This window comes from Lascolabacillus sp. (assembly GCF_028696275.1).
GTDB classification, from domain to species: domain Bacteria; phylum Bacteroidota; class Bacteroidia; order Bacteroidales; family Dysgonomonadaceae; genus Proteiniphilum; species Proteiniphilum massiliensis.
The window spans coordinates 1-17,633 of the sequence record NZ_JAQVHI010000023.1 but is presented as its reverse complement, the minus strand read 5'-3'; the positions used below and the strand labels follow the sequence as shown (position 1 = coordinate 17,633).

Annotated in this window: 12 protein-coding genes; 8 read left to right on the top strand and 4 right to left on the bottom strand. The window is 35.7% G+C overall.

The features are described 5' to 3' along the window. Window positions 1-124: 124 nt before the first annotated feature. Window positions 125-1,087 (bottom strand): ROK family protein, encoded by a 963-nt coding sequence (locus PHO43_RS06950; RefSeq protein ID WP_045089810.1) that lies wholly within the window; start codon window positions 1,085-1,087, stop codon window positions 125-127. A 381-nt stretch (window positions 1,088-1,468) separates the two neighbouring features. Here PHO43_RS06950 and PHO43_RS06945 point away from each other — a divergent pair, with 381 nt between their 5' ends. The 4 genes from PHO43_RS06945 (at window position 1,469) to hemW (ending at window position 5,453) form a co-directional block, all read left to right on the top strand. Then, on the top strand, window positions 1,469-2,917 hold the full coding sequence (locus PHO43_RS06945) for a tryptophanase (RefSeq protein WP_045089811.1): 1,449 nt from the start codon (window positions 1,469-1,471) through the stop codon (window positions 2,915-2,917). Between the two features lie 167 nt (window positions 2,918-3,084). Next, window positions 3,085-3,858 (top strand): glycerophosphodiester phosphodiesterase, encoded by a 774-nt coding sequence (locus tag PHO43_RS06940; RefSeq protein WP_074010723.1) that lies wholly within the window; start codon window positions 3,085-3,087, stop codon window positions 3,856-3,858. Then, window positions 3,855-4,292 carry an HD domain-containing protein gene (locus PHO43_RS06935; RefSeq protein WP_045089813.1) on the top strand — a complete coding sequence of 146 codons (438 nt, stop codon included), beginning with the start codon at window positions 3,855-3,857 and terminating at the stop codon, window positions 4,290-4,292. Before PHO43_RS06940 ends, PHO43_RS06935 begins: the two co-directional genes overlap by 4 nt. Window positions 4,293-4,298: 6 nt before the next feature. Continuing rightward, window positions 4,299-5,453: a radical SAM family heme chaperone HemW gene (hemW, locus tag PHO43_RS06930; RefSeq protein ID WP_231623061.1), complete on the top strand. Its 1,155-nt coding sequence runs from the start codon at window positions 4,299-4,301 to the stop codon at window positions 5,451-5,453. Between the two features lie 107 nt (window positions 5,454-5,560). On the opposite strand, the gene PHO43_RS06925 is transcribed toward hemW, so the two are convergent. From PHO43_RS06925 to PHO43_RS06915, 3 genes are read right to left on the bottom strand one after another with little or no spacing between them, the layout of a single operon-like run. Then, on the bottom strand, window positions 5,561-7,225 hold the full coding sequence (locus PHO43_RS06925; protein WP_288010290.1) for a formate--tetrahydrofolate ligase: 1,665 nt from the start codon (window positions 7,223-7,225) through the stop codon (window positions 5,561-5,563). A gap of 14 nt (window positions 7,226-7,239) precedes the next feature. Next, a complete protein-coding gene (gene uvrB, locus PHO43_RS06920) occupies window positions 7,240-9,249 on the bottom strand; it encodes an excinuclease ABC subunit UvrB (RefSeq protein WP_045089815.1) in 2,010 nt (669 codons plus the stop codon). An 11-nt stretch (window positions 9,250-9,260) separates the two neighbouring features. Beyond that, a complete protein-coding gene (locus tag PHO43_RS06915) occupies window positions 9,261-10,073 on the bottom strand; it encodes a hypothetical protein (RefSeq protein WP_288010287.1) in 813 nt (270 codons plus the stop codon). Window positions 10,074-10,187: 114 nt separating this feature from the next. On the opposite strand from PHO43_RS06915, the gene PHO43_RS06910 reads away from it, so the two are divergent. The 4 genes from PHO43_RS06910 to PHO43_RS06895 all read left to right on the top strand — a co-directional run bounded on the left by PHO43_RS06910 (window position 10,188) and on the right by PHO43_RS06895 (window position 17,331). Next, a complete protein-coding gene (locus PHO43_RS06910) occupies window positions 10,188-13,205 on the top strand; it encodes a DEAD/DEAH box helicase (RefSeq protein ID WP_288011728.1) in 3,018 nt (1,005 codons plus the stop codon). A gap of 323 nt (window positions 13,206-13,528) precedes the next feature. After that, entirely contained in the window at window positions 13,529-14,209 is a 681-nt protein-coding gene (locus tag PHO43_RS06905) for a hypothetical protein (protein ID WP_288011727.1), read from the top strand. A gap of 11 nt (window positions 14,210-14,220) precedes the next feature. After that, the gene (locus tag PHO43_RS06900) at window positions 14,221-16,272 is read left to right on the top strand and encodes a T9SS type A sorting domain-containing protein (protein WP_288011725.1); all 2,052 of its coding nucleotides are present in this window, start codon (window positions 14,221-14,223) and stop codon (window positions 16,270-16,272) included. A 378-nt stretch (window positions 16,273-16,650) separates the two neighbouring features. Further along, window positions 16,651-17,331 carry a hypothetical protein gene (locus PHO43_RS06895; protein WP_288011723.1) on the top strand — a complete coding sequence of 227 codons (681 nt, stop codon included), beginning with the start codon at window positions 16,651-16,653 and terminating at the stop codon, window positions 17,329-17,331. Window positions 17,332-17,633 lie beyond the last annotated feature (302 nt).

Below are 17,633 nucleotides of genomic sequence, written 5' to 3'. Positions count from 1 at the left end.
ATAAAATCTATTGCTCATTTACCCGAAATAAGGCATTAGTTTTGACAAATTAATAGAAAAAAAACAAAACAAAGGGTGTCGTTAAAAACAACACCCCTTTACTTTATAAGTATAGATTATCTATTTATCTGACCTCCCAGCCAAGTGCACTAGCTCCCAATACTGCAGCATCGCTTTCCTTAAGCTCAGAGAATAACAGTTTTACCTTATTCTGGAATATTGGTAACAGATTCTCCTCCATACTTTTACGTATTGGATCCATAATCAAATCACCTGCTTTAGATAAACCTCCAAAAAGGATTATTGCTTCAGGACTTGAGAAAGCAACGAAATCAGCAAATGATTCACCTAATATTTTTCCTGTATATTCAAATATCTCTTTAGCAATCTCATCACCTTCCATTGCTGCATCAAATACATCTTTAGAAGTGATTTCTTCTGCTGGGATATCTCTTAGAATAGTTTTAGCATCAGGTCTTTTTTCCAGTATTTCACGTGCTGTACGTGCCAATCCGGTTGCTGATGCATATGCTTCAAGACATCCATGTCTACCGCAACCACAAACTCTTCCATTCTCTCTGCGAACAATTGTATGACCTAATTCACCTGCAAAACCATCGTTGCCGTAAACCATCTGCCCGTTTACTACTATACCACTGCCAACGCCTGTTCCCAGTGTTATAACAATAAAGTCTTTCATACCGCGTGCAGCTCCATAGGTCATTTCACCAATAGCAGCAGCATTAGCATCATTTGTAAGAGCAACAGGTATACCTGTACGATCTTCCAGCATTTGAGCAAAAGGTATAACGCCTTTCCAAGGCAGGTTAGGAGCAAACTCGATACTTCCAGTGAAGTAGTTGCCATTAGGAGTACCGGCACCAATACCTTTGATTTGATCTTTTGTAGTGATTTTGCTTATTAATTCATCAATAAGCTTAGTTAATTCATCAAGGTAGTTCTCAACCTCTGTATGTTTAGCAGTTTTAATACTACCGTTGATTAAGATCTGTCCTCTCTTGTCAACTATTCCTACAACTGTATTTGTACCGCCAACATCTACCCCTATTGCATAAGGTTTATCCATGATTTGTATTTTAAAAAGTTATTCAATGATGATTGTTTACTATATCAGCGCAAATATAACTATTTTCTCTAAAATAGCTTTAACAGCATCCTATAAATTTCATTTTATACTAAATTTAAATTAAAAAGGATAGATATATATATCGTTTGCAAATTGTATATATTATGAAATAAATGTTTTATATTTGCACCTAACAATTTACATTTATCGCATATCGAGTTATTTTTGTAACACATTTCTTTAAACCTGAGAAATTAAAATCAATTTGATAACTTTATTTATCAATATGATAAATTAACACAATTTATCTGATACGATTTTTACAAATATGACAATTACAATTATATAAACACAATAAGAAGAAACAGACAAACAATTAAAATGGAAGAGATTAAATTTTATAAAGGAGAGAACATACCTTTGGAACTTCATAAAGTTAGGGTAGTTCAAAAGTTAAACCTTGTACCAATTGAAAGAAGATTGAAAGCCCTGGAAGAAGGAGGATACAATACATTCAGGTTAACCACCAACGATGTTTTCCTGGATATGCTCACAGACAGTGGAACAAATGCAATGAGCGATAATCAGCTGGCTGCGATGATGCAGGCAGATGATGCATATGCGGGATCTCAGAGCTTTATCAGGCTTCAGAAAGCTGTTGAAGATGTGCTTGGCAAAAAATATTTTTTACCGGTCCACCAAGGTCGTGCTGCAGAAAACATCCTTTCAAATGCATATATCCGCAAAGGGAGTCTAATTCCTATGAACTATCACTTTACAACTACAATGGCACATATAACTCAATATGGAGGAAAAATTGCCGAGTTGTTGTATGATGAAGGATATGTAATCGATTCAGATCACCCCTTTAAAGGGAATATGAATATTGAAAAGCTGGAGGATACCATAAAAACTCATGGAGCAAAAAATATTCCTTTCATCCGTATGGAAGCTTCTACCAACCTTATTGGTGGTCAGCCATTTTCAATTAAAAACCTAAGAGACGTCAGAGCTATTGCTGATAAATATAATATTAGAGTTGTTCTCGATGCCAGTTTACTTGGTGAAAACGCTTATCTTGTTCATCTGCGTGAGGATGAATTCAAAGAAAGCTCTTTAGGTGATATAATTAAAACGATGACAGACTTAGCCGATATCGTTTACTTTTCTGCACGAAAGCTAAGTTCCTCAAGAGGTGGTGGTATTTGTACAAACGACCGTGATATTTATCAGGAACTTGAAGCACTGATTCCTCTCTTCGAAGGATTCCTGACCTATGGTGGTATTTCTGTAAGAGAGATAGAATCAATGGCAGTTGGGTTATATGAAACATTGGACGAAACCATGATTCGCCAAAGTCCTGATTTCATTGCATATCTTGTTAACTCACTTGATGCCTATGGTATTTCAACTGTAAAACCAGCAGGCGTTTTAGGTGCACACGTAAATGCAATGGAAATTTGTGACCATATACCACAGAAAGAATATCCGGCAGGAGCACTAGCTGCAGCACTCTATCTGATATCCGGGGTAAGAGGTATGGAACGAGGCACATTATCAAATCAGAGAGATGAGTATGGAAATGAAACACTGGCTGACATGGAGCTTGTAAGACTTGCTGTTCCGAGACGAGTATTTACACTTTCACAGATTAAGTATGTTGCTGATCGTATGGCATGGCTTTATGATAACCGAAAACTAATTGGAGGATTACGCTTTGTATATGAGCCTCCTGTACTTAGATTCTTTATGGGTGGATTGGAACCTGTTAGTGACTGGCCACAAAAACTCATAGCTAAATTCAAAGAGGATTTTGGAGAAAGTCTATAAATAAGAAACATTTATAATTGTATTTTGAAAGGAAGAGCTATAGACTCTTCCTTTTTCATTATATAACCAGAGATAGGTAATAAACCGTTTTTTAATTTAATATTCCAATCATTTAAAAACAAAAATTGTATCTTTAAAAAATTATTCAGCATTAAAAAAGAATGATTATGAAAAAGAAATCGCTCTTACTGGTCTTTATCCTTTTTGCAGGATTGATGAATCTAAGTGCACAACAGATTATCGCACATCGTGGTTATTGGAAAACAAATGGGTCTGCACAAAACTCTATAGAAGCACTTATGCAGGCTGATGCTATAAAAGCATATGGTTCTGAAGTAGATATCTGGCTTTCATCTGATGGTATTCCTGTTGTTAATCACGATGCTGAAATTACTTTAGATGGCAAAAAACTGATTGTACAGGAGACTCCATTTGAAATACTTTCACAGGTAAAACTGGCAAATGAAGAACCATTACCCACAGTTGAAGATTATCTCGACGCATTCGTAAATTGCAAGAACACAAAACTGATAATTGAGTTTAAAACTCATAACTCAAAGGAGAGAGAGGATGAACTGGTAGAAAAAGTAATCAAAATGGTTAATGACCGTGGCATACAAGATAAAGTTGAGTATATCTCATTTGGAATAAATATAGTGCAGCAAGTAAAAAAACTAGCACCTGAAGCAGATGTTTATTATCTAAATGGAGATTTAACACCTCAGATACTTTCTAAAATGGGTATGACCGGGATGGATTATCATTTTAATGTTTTCACTAAAAGACCTGAATGGGTAAAAGAGGCTCATGAACTGGGTTTAAAAGTTAATACATGGACAGTGAACCAACCAGAGGATATACAAAAAATGATAGATCTTAAAGTAGACTTCATTACAACAGATGAACCATTACTAGTTAATGAAATTATTAATAAACAATGAACCTGAAAGATCAGCTGAGCAGAGCAATCGAACTTGCAATAGAGGCACATGACGGCCAGCTCGATACCCATAACGGCAGGCCCTATATCGAACACCCATTCCGTGTAATGAATGCTGGATTCACCTTACACGAGAAGATCACAGGTATTCTTCATGATGTTATAGAGGATACAGATGTTACATTGGATCAACTCCGTGAAGAGGGTTTTTCCGATACGATTATCGATTCGGTAGATGCAATGACACGTCGCGACAACGAGTCATATGACGATTATATAATAAGACTACAGGCAAATCCAATTGCAGTCAGAGTTAAGATTAACGACTTGACTGACAATATGGATATAAGACGCTGGGATGAGATTCAGTATCACGACCTGGCTCGTCTGCAGAAATATCTGGAAGCTTATAAAAAGCTTACCGAAAAGGAATAAACAGTTGTGAATAAAACATTTTCAGAAAATATAAAACCGGCAGGTATATATGTTCATATCCCTTTCTGCAAAATAAGATGCACTTATTGCGATTTCTATACTCTTACAAATGAAACTCGTATAGATGCTTTTGTTGAAAGTCTTTGCAAGGAGATTGAACTTAGGAAAGATGAAATTAAAGAACCGGTTAAAACAGTATATTTTGGAGGAGGCACCCCTTCTCGTTTAAGTGAACATCATTTTAATAAAATATTTGACTCTCTATACCAGAACTTCAAAATAGAACCTACATCAGAGATAACTGTAGAGGCAAACCCTGATGACCTCTCTGATGAATATGTTGAGATGCTTGCTCGTCTCCCGGTAAACCGATTAAGTATTGGTATACAAAGCTTCGATGATAACGAGCTTAAATTCCTTAGCAGACGTCACTCTGCAATTCAGGCTATTAATGCTGTTAAACGATGCCAGATGAATGGCTTCAGCAATATAAGTATCGACCTGATGTATGGACTCCCAAATCAAACAACCAAAATATGGGAACAAAACCTTAAACAGGCAACAAGTCTAGGTATTCAGCATCTGTCAGCTTATCATCTTATTTATGAGGAAAAGACACGAATGTACTCCATGCTAAAAGCCGGTAAGATAGAACCGGTAGTTGAGGAGGTGAGTACAGCTATGTTTTCTATGCTCATCGACTGGATGAAAAGTCATAATTTTATTCATTATGAGATCTCTGCTTTCGGAAAAGAGGGTTATTTCTCAAGACACAACACTTCATACTGGAAAGGCAATAAATATATTGGTCTAGGCCCTGCCGCCCACTCTTTTGATGGAGAAAACCGAACATGGAATGTGGCATCTTTAAACCGTTATATAAAAGGAGTTGAGGAAGGAAAACCTGAACAGAATTCAGAAAATCTTAGTTCAGATGAAAAATATAATGAGTTTATACTCACCGGACTACGAACAATGTGGGGAGTTGACCTGAATGAACTGAAAATTCTGTTCGGTGAAAAAATCTATATTTACTGTATAGAAAATGCAGATAAATATCTCAATAGACAGCTTCTTACAATAGAAGGAAATAATTTGAAACTCACTCGTGAAGGCATTTTTATATCTGATGGTATAATGAGTGATTTAATGAGGGTGTAGCAAACTATTTAATTTTATGATAAAATTAGGGAGTCCCATTTAATGATTAAGCGGGACTCCCGATTCTATTGTATTATCAATTCTAATATCTGATTGATATTATATTATCAGCTTAAACCCTCAATTTCTCCATTAACTATATCAATACGTTTAGCTTGCGGATCAGCCGGCAGACCAGGCATACGCATCATCTGACCTGCTATTGCAACTATAAATTCAGATCCCTGATTTATTACCAAGTCATTAATCTTCAGTCGAAAATCCTTAGCCACACCATACCAGTTAGGATCTGCAGAAAAAGAGTATTGTGTTTTTGCTATACATACAGGCATTTTTTCCAGATCCGTATTCTGAATCATCTTGAGCTTCTTAATTGCAGTCTCACTTAAAACCACATCTTGAGCACCATATATATGTTTAGCAATTTTATTGATCTTTGTTTCAATGTCATCTTTATCACTATAGGTAAATTTCAATTCACCCGAAGGCCTTTTCTCAATTGCTTCAACCACCTTTTCTGCTAGTTCAATGGCACCATCACCTCCCTTAGTAAATGCCTCGTTTACAGCAAATGAGACTCCGCGATCCTCACAAAACTTACGAACAGCATCAATCTCCTCCTCTGTATCGAAAGCATATTTGTTAAAAGCAACAACTACCGATTGCCCAAAAGAGGCCAGATTGCTCAAATGCTTTTCAAGGTTACCTAGTCCTTTTTGCAGCCCATTCAAATCTGGAGCCTTGATATCCTTTTCAGGAGTTCCACCATGCATTTTAAGACCCTGAGCAGTAACAACTATAACAGATAATTTTGGTCGCAACCCACTCTTACGACACTTTATATTGAAAAACTTCTCAGCTCCCAGATCTGCCCCAAAACCTGCCTCAGTAATAACATAGTCACCAAAGGTCATTGCCATTTTGGTTGCTATAACAGAGTTACAGCCATGGGCGATATTTGCAAAAGGACCACCATGAATAAAAGCCGGAGTGTTTTCTGTAGTTTGAACTAAATTTGGATGTATAGCATCTTTCATTAGAACAGTTATAGCGCCTGCAACACCAAGATCCTTAACTGTAAAAGGCTCGCCATTTTGCTTATAACCTAACAGAATATTTTCTATTCGTCTTCTCAAATCATCCTCATCCTCTGATAGACAAAGGATCGCCATAAGTTCAGATGCCGCTGTGATATCAAACCCTGCCTCTTGTGGAATTCCATTTCCCGGTCCCAGTCCGGTAACAATATACCTCAAGCTGCGGTCATTAACATCCAGCACCCTTTTCCACAATATCTGCTTTAAGGCATCGCCTGTTCCCTGAACACGAAAATTATAGTTCTCAAGCAATGCAGCAATAGTATTATGTGCAGTAGTAACAGCATGAAAATCACCTGTGAAGTGAAGATTGATATTTTCCATTGGTAGTACTTGCGCATATCCGCCACCCGCAGCACCGCCTTTCATCCCAAAAACCGGTCCCAGTGATGGCTCACGCAAAGCAACAATTGCATTTTTCCCTATTTTGTTTAACCCTAAGGCTAAACCTATTGAAACTGTTGTTTTCCCTACGCCTGCTTTGGTAGGCGTTATAGCTGTAACAAGAATTAGGTTACTTTGATCCACCTTCTCCATATTAATCAATTCAACAGGAATCTTTGCCATATGCCTGCCAAAATTAATCACTTCGTCACGTGGAATACCTATTCCTTCTGCCACATCTTTAATACGTTTCAGACGCGTTTCTCTTGCAATTTGAATATCCGATTTCATCTATTATATTATAATTATTTCAACATATCTTCTAACATTGCTAATTGATCTCTAAGCTGAGCAGCCTCAAGAAACTCAAGCTTCTTAGCTGCTGCGAGCATAGCTTTACGAGTTTGCTCTATTTTAGTTTTAAGGTCATCTTTTGTAGCATATTTTTCAAGTGTCTCAGCTGCCAGTGATGAGTAATCAGGCTCAACATATGCTTTTGCCTCAATTGTGGATTTATACTCTTTTCCGAGTGCTGAGGCATGACTTTTTCTAATTTGCTGTGGAATAATACCATGCTCCTCGTTATATTTCATCTGCTTTTCCCGGCGACGATTAGTCTCATCTATCGTCATCTGCATACTTTGAGTAATCTTATCTGCATAAAATATAACCTTGCCATTCACATTTCGGGCGGCACGGCCTGCCGTTTGTGTCAGTGAGCGATGTGATCTAAGGAAACCCTCTTTATCAGCATCAAGAACAGCCACTAGCGATACTTCCGGAAGATCCAATCCCTCTCTTAATAGATTCACACCAATTAAAACATCAAACAAACCTCTTCTCAGATCATCCATGATCTTTACTCTTTCAAGTGTTTCCACATCAGAGTGTATATAATTACATCTTACACCATTGTGAGTGAGATAATCAGTAAGCTCTTCAGCCATTCTCTTTGTAAGGGTTGTAACCAGAACCCTCTCATCCTTTTCAGTTCTCTGCTGAATCTCCTCCATTAAATCATCTATCTGATTCAAACTAGGTCTCACATCAATTGGAGGATCAAGCAAACCGGTGGGTCTTATCAGCTGGTCAACCACAACACCTTCAGACTTCTCCAATTCATAATCTGCAGGTGTTGCACTCACAAAAATTATCTCGGGAGTCAATGCTTCAAACTCTTCAAACTTCAGCGGCCTGTTATCAATTGCAGCCGGGAGACGGAATCCATACTCAACAAGATTTATTTTACGTGAGTGATCACCTCCATACATCGCACGTATCTGAGGTATTGTAACATGACTCTCATCAATTACAGTAAGGTAATCATCCGGGAAGAAGTCAAGCAAGCAGAATGGACGTGTACCAGGTTCCCTTCCATCAAAATATCGTGAATAGTTCTCTATCCCGGAACAATACCCTATCTCCTTTATCATCTCCACATCATATGTAACTCTTTCATACAGACGTTTTGCCTCAAGAGGCTTCCCAATCTCCTGAAAAAACTCCACCTGTTTTCCAAGATCAATAAGTATCTCATCGACTGCACGATTGATCCTCTCCTGTGTAGTTACAAAAAGGTTAGCAGGAAATATACGGTATGAATCCATTCTCTCAGTTGTAACACCTGTCAACGGATCAACAGTTTCCACACTCTCAATCTCGTCACCCCAGAAAATCACTCTGACAATATAATCATGATATGCAAGGAACACGTCAACAGTATCACCCTTAACCCTGAAATTTCCACGATCGAACTCAGCTGTTTCATTTCTGGAGTACAAGCTATTAACAAGTAATCGTAAAAACTTATCCCTTTCAATCTTTTGACCTATTCTAACATCCACTGTAGTCTTTTGAAAATCTTCAGGATTTCCTATTCCATACAAACAGGATACAGATGAAATAACAATCACATCTTTTCTACCTGAAAGCAGAGAAGAGGTAGCTGCAAGTCGTAGTTTCTCTATCTCATCATTTATCGATAGGTCCTTTTCTATATAGGTATCAGTAGTAGGAAGATATGCTTCAGGTTGATAATAATCGTAGTATGAAACAAAATATTCTACCGCGTTATTTGGGAAAAAACTCTTGAACTCACTGTATAGTTGAGCAGCAAGTGTTTTATTGTGACTCAGTACAAGTGTAGGTTTATTTATCTGATTAATTACGTTTGCAATAGTGAAAGTCTTTCCGGAGCCTGTAACTCCCAAAAGTGTCTGGTAAGGCACTTTTTGCTGCAGGCCCTCAACCAAAGCTGCAATTGCTTCAGGCTGGTCACCGGTAGGTTTAAATTCTGATGTAAGCTGAAATTCCATATATTTTCAAATCAAGGTGATCCGGGAAACGATTCATTTATAGTCACACCTATGCTATCCATCTCATCAATGTTTGAAAGAGTCTGCCTGGACAACATCTCATATTTTCTGTAAGCAAGTGACATATAATCCCCGTTTAACAATCCACTTTCTGAGTTATTAATATATTCTAAATAAGACTCAGTACTATTTTGTCTTAATGCTGAAACCCATGAGAGCGAGTCTATTCTCATTCTGACAAGTGGAATGTAAAGACTATTCTCATGCTGCCTGGAAAAGTTTATAAGTTCATTTATACTGTCTGAGTGCTTCAACTTTTCCCAGATCTCTGCCTCATCCTCTTTAAGCTTCAATAAAGCATCTTGTGCTTCATTAAAATATTTACCATCAGGATGCGACTTGATAAAATCCAGATAACCGCTGACACTATTTTCACTTAAGGCACTTTCCCAAGCCCTCTGTTCAAGATTTCCGGAAAGAGTTGTCTTATTGTAAATCAAGAATGCACCAGCTAATAATACAATTCCAATGAGAATCCAGAACAATGACTTGCCTGATTTTCCACCACTTTTTGGGTAGTTCTTCTCAATCGGCTCATATTTCGGAATAGCTGTTTCTTTTTTGTCAACAACTTTCTTTTTCTCCTGAAATGACTTAGTATCAACTTCTTCAGATTGTTCTGCGACAATATTATTATTTTTATACGATTTATCCTTATTATCAATATTAATCTCAAAATCAGAGCTTATCTTTTTTGAGCAATCTTCACAAAACAGAGATTCTTTCGGTTTATTTTTTTCGCAAAGAGGGCATTTCTGAGACATATAACTTACTTAACGTGATTAATTCAATCTAGTTACAAAGATACCTTTTGTGTTTGACATGAGGAACTATTTTTGTACTTTTGAATTTGGTCCTCTTACTTCCATTCTAAAAATATGAGTATAAAATTATCGTTAGGTGATCCTGAGATCATTCAGGTGCAGTTATTGAAAATCGATCATGACAAAAAGCTTTTAATTTGCTTTGTTAATAATGAAGATGATAAAAACTGTATTGTAAGATATGATATCAGTCCAGATAACAATATATTCACCCCATCAGTTGAACAGTTTTGGGAAGGGGCAAAACTTAACCTGGTAAATTCATATAAAGATCAAAATGGATTCCTGATACCAACCTATATAATTCTTGAACCAGATTATCTTATTGATGCTTCCGCTATTGCGGAGTGTTTTCAGGACTATCTTATCTCTCCAATACACTATTTTCGCAACAGGTTTGAGAAGATGGAAAATCGTTCTTACCTGCTACTTGGAAATCTTGCCAACTTCTTCCTTGATGAATTGGTGTTTGCCGAGGAGGTAGACAATGTATCTTTTGAGAATATATTCCTGAAATCTTTCAAACAATCACCATTCGAATACACAAGTTGTGAGGATATCCGTTCAGAGAGTGATTTCCGTAGTTTCATGAATAGAGCACAGCAACTCTTCAATAATATCAAACGTGTTGTACGATATGATTTCCCCAAAATGGGGATAAATATAAATTTCTGCACCCTTGAACCATCATTCTTCAGTGTTAAGTATGGATTTCAGGGAAGACTCGACCTTCTTTACACTAACCCTATCACAAATGATACCAGGATCATTGAGTTAAAGTCGGGCCGTTTGCCCTATCCCGCTTTTAACACCTCCAAAATAACACTTAATCATAAAGTACAGACCTATGTTTATCGTCTTATGATTGATAGTGTCTTTTATGATAAAAGAGCCAAAGTTGAAGCATCTATATTGTATGCATCCGGAAACAATCCAGGAGAAAATATCAGGAAGGCAAATATTGATGGAGATCTTGAAAAATCCATACTAAATCTTCGTAATCTTATAATTATTAATGAGCATAAAATAATTACAGGTGAGTTGGAGTCTGTTGAATCTATGTTCAAATCGATGCTCCGGGAAATAGAAACTGAAAACCCTGTTCCTGTTTTTTATCAGCATAAAATAAATAGGTTTCAGAATGTACTCACTCAAAGCAGTGATATTGAACGGATATACTTCTACAGGTTTATACAATTTGTATCCCGCGAGCTATATCATCAAAAAACAGGAGATATGGATTATGAAACACCAACCGGGATGGCTTCTTTGTGGAACAGTAGCTTTGATGAACGTGCCGAAGCACTTAATGTACTTTACGATTTATCAATTCTAAATATTGATGATTCTGCAAATGATATGACAATTATCTTCAGCAGACCTCAACCCACCCGTGAAGATGAAAATCTGAGTGGCAATAATATTGTAAATTTCCGTGAAGGTGATATCTGTATTGTATACCCCAGGGAAGATGTAAATGACACTGTTCTGAATAAACAGATCTTGAAAGGCACAATTGTAAAGATAACACCTGAAAAAGTAGAAGTAAGGTTTAGATATAAACAGAAAAATCGGCATTATTTTGAAGATAACCAGTTTTGGGCAATAGAACATGATTCACTCGACTCATCACTTAACAGCATGTATAAGAGTCTTTTTGAATTTATCTCTTCGTCTAAACAGAAAAGAGAGCTACTGTTGGGCATAAAACAACCTAAATGTTCGGCTATCAAACAGGAAAACTCCGATATTAATGATATCTCTTACCCGGAAAACATCATCAATCAAGCTCTAAATGCTGAAGATTATTTCCTGATTGTGGGACCTCCGGGTACAGGCAAGACTTCAATTTTTGCAAGGCGTCTTATTGAGGAATATTACAAAAAGCCTGATGTAAATATCATGGTCATTGCATATACTAACCGCGCTGTGGATGAACTCTGCGGCGCGATTAATGCTGCATTTGGATACAGCGATGGCGATTGCGATAAATATATTCGTGTGGGTAGCGAACTGTCGTGTGACAGTGCTTATCAGCACAGACTATTACAGAGAGTATCAGAAAAAGCTGCGGACAGAGATTCACTTCGAAAGGAAATAAATGACACACGTATATTTATTTCGACACTTGCCTCTATCACAGGCAAGATGGAACTGTTTTCACTCAAACAGTTTCAGATTGCAATTATTGATGAGGCATCACAGATACTGGAACCTCAGATAATCGGACTACTTCCACTGTTTGATAAGTTTATAATGATTGGTGATCATAATCAACTTGCGACAATCGTACTTCAGGAAGAGGAAAAGTCAAGAATAAATGAAACACAGTTACAAGAAATCGGCATCACTGATTGTCGTGAGTCTTTTTTCGAAAGACTCTTGCGCAGATGTAAGTCTCAAGGCTGGACTCACTCATTTACACAGCTCACTCACCAGGGCAGGATGCATAGTGAAATTGCCGCATTCCCGTCAACTTATTTTTATTCTGAAAACCTTTTCCCTGCACTTGACTGGCAAACAGGTGAGTGGAGGTTGAGTAATTCAAATGGCAATCTCTATGATAAGTATATTGCTACGAAGAGAACTATTTTATTTTCAACCGAAAGAAAAGAGATCAATAATATATCAAATAAAATTAACCAAAGTGAAGCTGAAATCATTGCAGAACTTATTGAATCAATTCAAAGAGTTTATAATGACAACAACATAACTTATGACAGCAGCAAGATTGGTATTATTGCCCCATACAGGAATCAGATTGCTCTTATCAGACACAAGCTTTCATCGGCAGGAATCATCGACTATGAGAATATAATGATTGATACAGTAGAGCGCTTTCAAGGGAGTCAGCGCGACGTTATTATTGTTTCTTTCTGTATAAATCAACCGGGGCAATTCAGATATCTGTGTAACCTGAATTATGACGGAACCGTAGACCGTAAGTTAAATGTTGCATTAACACGTGCAAGACAGCAACTTTTCCTCGTAGGGAATGCTCAATTATTATTAAAGCACCCTATATATAAATCTCTTGTAAATTTTTACAGTTATAAAACTGTTGTGCTTTAAGTAGAATTGTTATGTATATAATATTCATTTATTTTCATGACAATTACTTTAAACTTTATTATTATCTTCTAGTTCCGTACAGCAGATACAATTATTGTTAATTCAATAAGTTTTTATGTTAATTCTATGTAATCTAAGTTCCTATATTGAAATATTCTATATATTTATAAAAATACCAAAAAATAAGTGGTCTTATTCCATTTTAATAAAAAGACTTCTTATACAAACACATTTAAAAAAGACTAATAAGCCCACTTTCAATATAAATTAAACAAGCCTGATATTTTTGATTATATTACATTTTAGTGTAAAAAAATAATTCCATGAAAAAGATTACAATTTTCTTATTACTTTTCATCGTTTTTGCAGAATATGCAAAGGCTGAGCAGTTGCCAGATAACAATAACAAATTTGGCATAGGAATCAGTTATGATTTTAATTCTGTTGTTACAGATAGTTTAAAACCCATTGAATTGTCGTTAAGATATAGGTTGAATGACAAACACACCTTTCAAATTTACACACCACTGGCTTTAAAAAAAACAAGTATTCATAATAGTAACGAAACACGTAAAAAAACATTTTATGGAATAGGCGTCGGTTATGATTATACTTTTTACACATATTCACATCTAAATTTATTTACAGGGTTGGATGCTGATTATGGATGGTATAATAACCAATGGGACTTTCATAGGATATATGATGTTTATGATGAAGAATTACCATATAAAACAGAAGACATTTATTTATATTGGGATAAAATTAAAGGAATGTCAATTTCTCCCAATATAGGCATTAGATTTTCAATACTTAAGGTTACAACTGAGTTGAAAATAAGTTTGCCAATAACTGACCTCAGAAAAAAGTCATATTCCTATTTCAAAACTCGTTCCGTACACCAGCAATCTTGGGCAACCTGGGAAGCTTTTTACCCTGATAAAAACACCCATGATCTCTCAGTTCAATCCAATATTAAATTTAATTTATCATATTATTTTTAAAATGTAATGCTGTGAAAACTAAGTATCTCTATTTGTGCTTTTTATTTTTAACACCTCTCTCTGCACTTTGCCAGAAAATAGTTCCAATTCTTAAAGATAGTTATCTTACAAGTAATGTCGCATGCCCTAATACAGATTATGAATATTGGATAAATACAGATAGTAATTATGGAAAATATGAGTGGAAAATTACTGGCAGTTCATTCAGATATTCTGGAAATTTAGTAAAAGAAATAAATGCTTTTTACGTCTCATCTGTAACTGTGATTTGGGATAATGTAAAATCAGTAAATGGAAGTGTTCCAAAAGGAAATATCACTTTAAAAGTTTATAATACTCATGATCCCAAAAATGTTTTAGTTACAGGAAATTTAGAACAAAAGATAAAAAGTCTAAACGACCTTTTACCTGATAATTTAGTTAGTGTTCCAGAAAACGCCACTATACCCAGAGGGATCCAAACTGTAAAAGTATATTTGAAAACTCCTCTTAACTTTCCTGGAATAGAATTCCCGAATGGTATGCCTGTCCCAGTAACTATATATGAATGGAAAATACCATCTGGATGGAATCCAAAAACAGGGGAATCCCCATCTTCTTCAGGAACATATTACACTGATGCTCCAGTTATAGAATTAACAACCGATGAGAATAGCGAAGGAGATGTTATAGTAAGAGGAGTAAATGACTGCCCCAGTTCCAATGACTTTAGCGCCTATTCTTGGCCAATAAAACTCACTCGTTCTGGATTAATGTTAGGTGATTATCCAAAAACAGTACCATTTAATGAATCCAATACTTATACTTTTAGCGTAAGTCAACCCTCTAGTGGAACTTTTGAGTGGCGAGCACCAATTGGTTGGAAAATAAATGGTGGAGGCAATATCCTAGTAGCTGGAAATACTGTTTCTATAACTACTGGTACTTGCTACACAGAAGAAAAAGTACAAGTTGGTTTATATACAAATGGGGAAGTGACTAATCTAACTAATTTTCCAACAATTATTGTTCCACCATCAATTAATATCCCTACTGGTGAAATAATACAATATCAGAATAATACTTTTTCTTTAAACATCCCTAACGATAATATAGAATCAGTAGAATGGTTTGTGAACGATCTTTCAGTAGGAACTGTAACTAATTCTTCAACATTAATATTCCCAATCAATATTTCAGGAAAAGTAACAGTATCTGCTAAACTCATTATATCTGGATGCTCAGCCTTTACTATTCCTGAAGTTGAGGTGGATGTTACTAAGGCTCCTGATATAGCTATTGGCGGTTCATCTACTATCTGCCATCAAGAAACTTATAATCTTCTAAATTTGCCCCCTACAGATATTTCCGTACAATGGACAACAAGTCCAAATATAACGATAATATCGGGACAAGGAACTTCTTCAGCGTTGCTTTCTAAATCTGTTTCTGGTAATTATGGACAGGGCACAATTAGTGCAGATGTTTTGTTAAATGGAACAAGTATCGCTAAGGCAACAAGAATTATTGATTATGTAGGTACACCTGTTGTAACTTCCGTTTCAGGGCAAGGATACGTAAATGCCGGTGAATCCGCATCTTATACCGCTAATCCATCCATAATTGGCAGTGACATACAATACAAATGGTATGTATTTCCATCCACGGTTTCTACTAGTGCATGGAATAATACTAATTACATTACCTTTCACCAGGCAGGGACATACAATGTTTCATGCCAAATAATCAGCCAGTGTGGTAGTGGCACGGCAGCATATACTACTGTTACGGTAACAGGTAGTGGAGGATATAGAGTGTATTCAAATCCTTCTACCAATTTGGTTACCGTTAAAATACCGGAAGATACAGAGATAGGTGTAATTTATAATCAAAATGACAATAAAAAAACAGTTTCAGATAACTATGAAATTCAGTTATGGAACAGTGCGGGTATATTACGCAGCTTCTTCACCACACAAAAAACATATCAATTTTCCGTGAGTCACTTACCTAATGGTTTATATTTTGTACATATTATTCAAGGTGACAAAATAGTATACCGGAAGCAATTCTTAAAAAATTAACTTAAAAAAAAGAAAATGGTATAGAGAACAATATTTTGCCAAATAAATATAATGATTGATTTGTGAATTAATTTCTGTCTATATGTGCCAATTTCTACGGTTCGACCTGTGCTCTTCTAACACTCTTTATGCTTACGTTCTGCACTTTAACTCAAGTGATTGAAGCATTGGCGTCTGTTAAATTTCATTCTATAGTTAAACTGATTAATCATTTATAAAACATAATTGGACATCAATCAAACAATCGAAATATTAAGGTTAACTAAGTTCGGAGCAAAGGTTCCATTACATCATCAGCATATCCGGGACAATAATTTGAAGAAGGTGACTACTGATGGATACTTGGTATTGCTTACTAATCATAAAAAAAATAATTCCATGAAAAAGATTACAATTTTCTTATTACTTTTCATCGTTTTTGCAGAATATGCAAAGGCTGAGCAGTTGCCAGATAACAATAACAAATTTGGCATAGGAATCAGTTATGATTTTAATTCTGTTGTTACAGATAGTTTAAAACCCATTGAATTGTCGTTAAGATATAGGTTGAATGACAAACACACCTTTCAAATTTACACACCACTGGCTTTAAAAAAAACAAGTATTCATAATAGTAACGAAACACGTAAAAAAACATTTTATGGAATAGGCGTCGGTTATGATTATACTTTTTACACATATTCACATCTAAATTTATTTACAGGGTTGGATGCTGATTATGGATGGTATAATAACCAATGGGACTTTCATAGGATATATGATGTTTATGATGAAGAATTACCATATAAAACAGAAGACATTTATTTATATTGGGATAAAATTAAAGGAATGTCAATTTCTCCCAATATAGGCATTAGATTTTCAATACTTAAGGTTACAACTGAGTTGAAAATAAGTTTGCCAATAACTGACTTCAGAAAAAAGTCATATTCCATCGCCAAAACTCGAACAGTGCATCTAGGATCATGGACAACATGGGAAGCATATTACCCTGATAAAAACACCCATGATCTCTCAGTTCAATCCAATATTAAATTTAATTTATCATATTATTTTTAAAACTCAATTACTGATTCCTATAATTTACCCTTGCTCGACAATTTTGAAAGTGCACCTAAATTTCAGTCATAAATAATTTACGACAAATAAGTCTTTTTTTTCAGTTTTTGTATATTTTTCATATATTTGTGGTTTAAAATCACAGCTATTGGGATCGTTATGAACAACAATCACACAATTCACCATTATTTTTTCATTAGTGCACTGGTCACCATATTTACACTGGGATGTATGTGGGGAGCAATCAATTTGCTAATGATAGGACTTGAAGAAAATTTTCACAGCATCGACTATTCATGGGT

Excerpts from the sequence above, each read along its gene's own strand:
- PHO43_RS06950 (WP_045089810.1), bottom strand. The coding sequence starts at position 1,087 with ATGGATAAACCTTATGCAATAGGGGTAGATGTTGGCGGTACAAATACA.
- PHO43_RS06945 (WP_045089811.1), top strand. The coding sequence starts at position 1,469 with ATGGAAGAGATTAAATTTTATAAAGGAGAGAACATACCTTTGGAACTT.
- PHO43_RS06940 (WP_074010723.1), top strand. The coding sequence starts at position 3,085 with ATGAAAAAGAAATCGCTCTTACTGGTCTTTATCCTTTTTGCAGGATTG.
- PHO43_RS06935 (WP_045089813.1), top strand. The coding sequence starts at position 3,855 with ATGAACCTGAAAGATCAGCTGAGCAGAGCAATCGAACTTGCAATAGAG.
- PHO43_RS06925 (WP_288010290.1), bottom strand. The coding sequence starts at position 7,225 with ATGAAATCGGATATTCAAATTGCAAGAGAAACGCGTCTGAAACGTATT.
- uvrB (WP_045089815.1), bottom strand. The coding sequence starts at position 9,249 with ATGGAATTTCAGCTTACATCAGAATTTAAACCTACCGGTGACCAGCCT.
- PHO43_RS06915 (WP_288010287.1), bottom strand. The coding sequence starts at position 10,073 with ATGTCTCAGAAATGCCCTCTTTGCGAAAAAAATAAACCGAAAGAATCT.
- PHO43_RS06910 (WP_288011728.1), top strand. The coding sequence starts at position 10,188 with ATGAGTATAAAATTATCGTTAGGTGATCCTGAGATCATTCAGGTGCAG.
- PHO43_RS06905 (WP_288011727.1), top strand. The coding sequence starts at position 13,529 with ATGAAAAAGATTACAATTTTCTTATTACTTTTCATCGTTTTTGCAGAA.
- PHO43_RS06895 (WP_288011723.1), top strand. The coding sequence starts at position 16,651 with ATGAAAAAGATTACAATTTTCTTATTACTTTTCATCGTTTTTGCAGAA.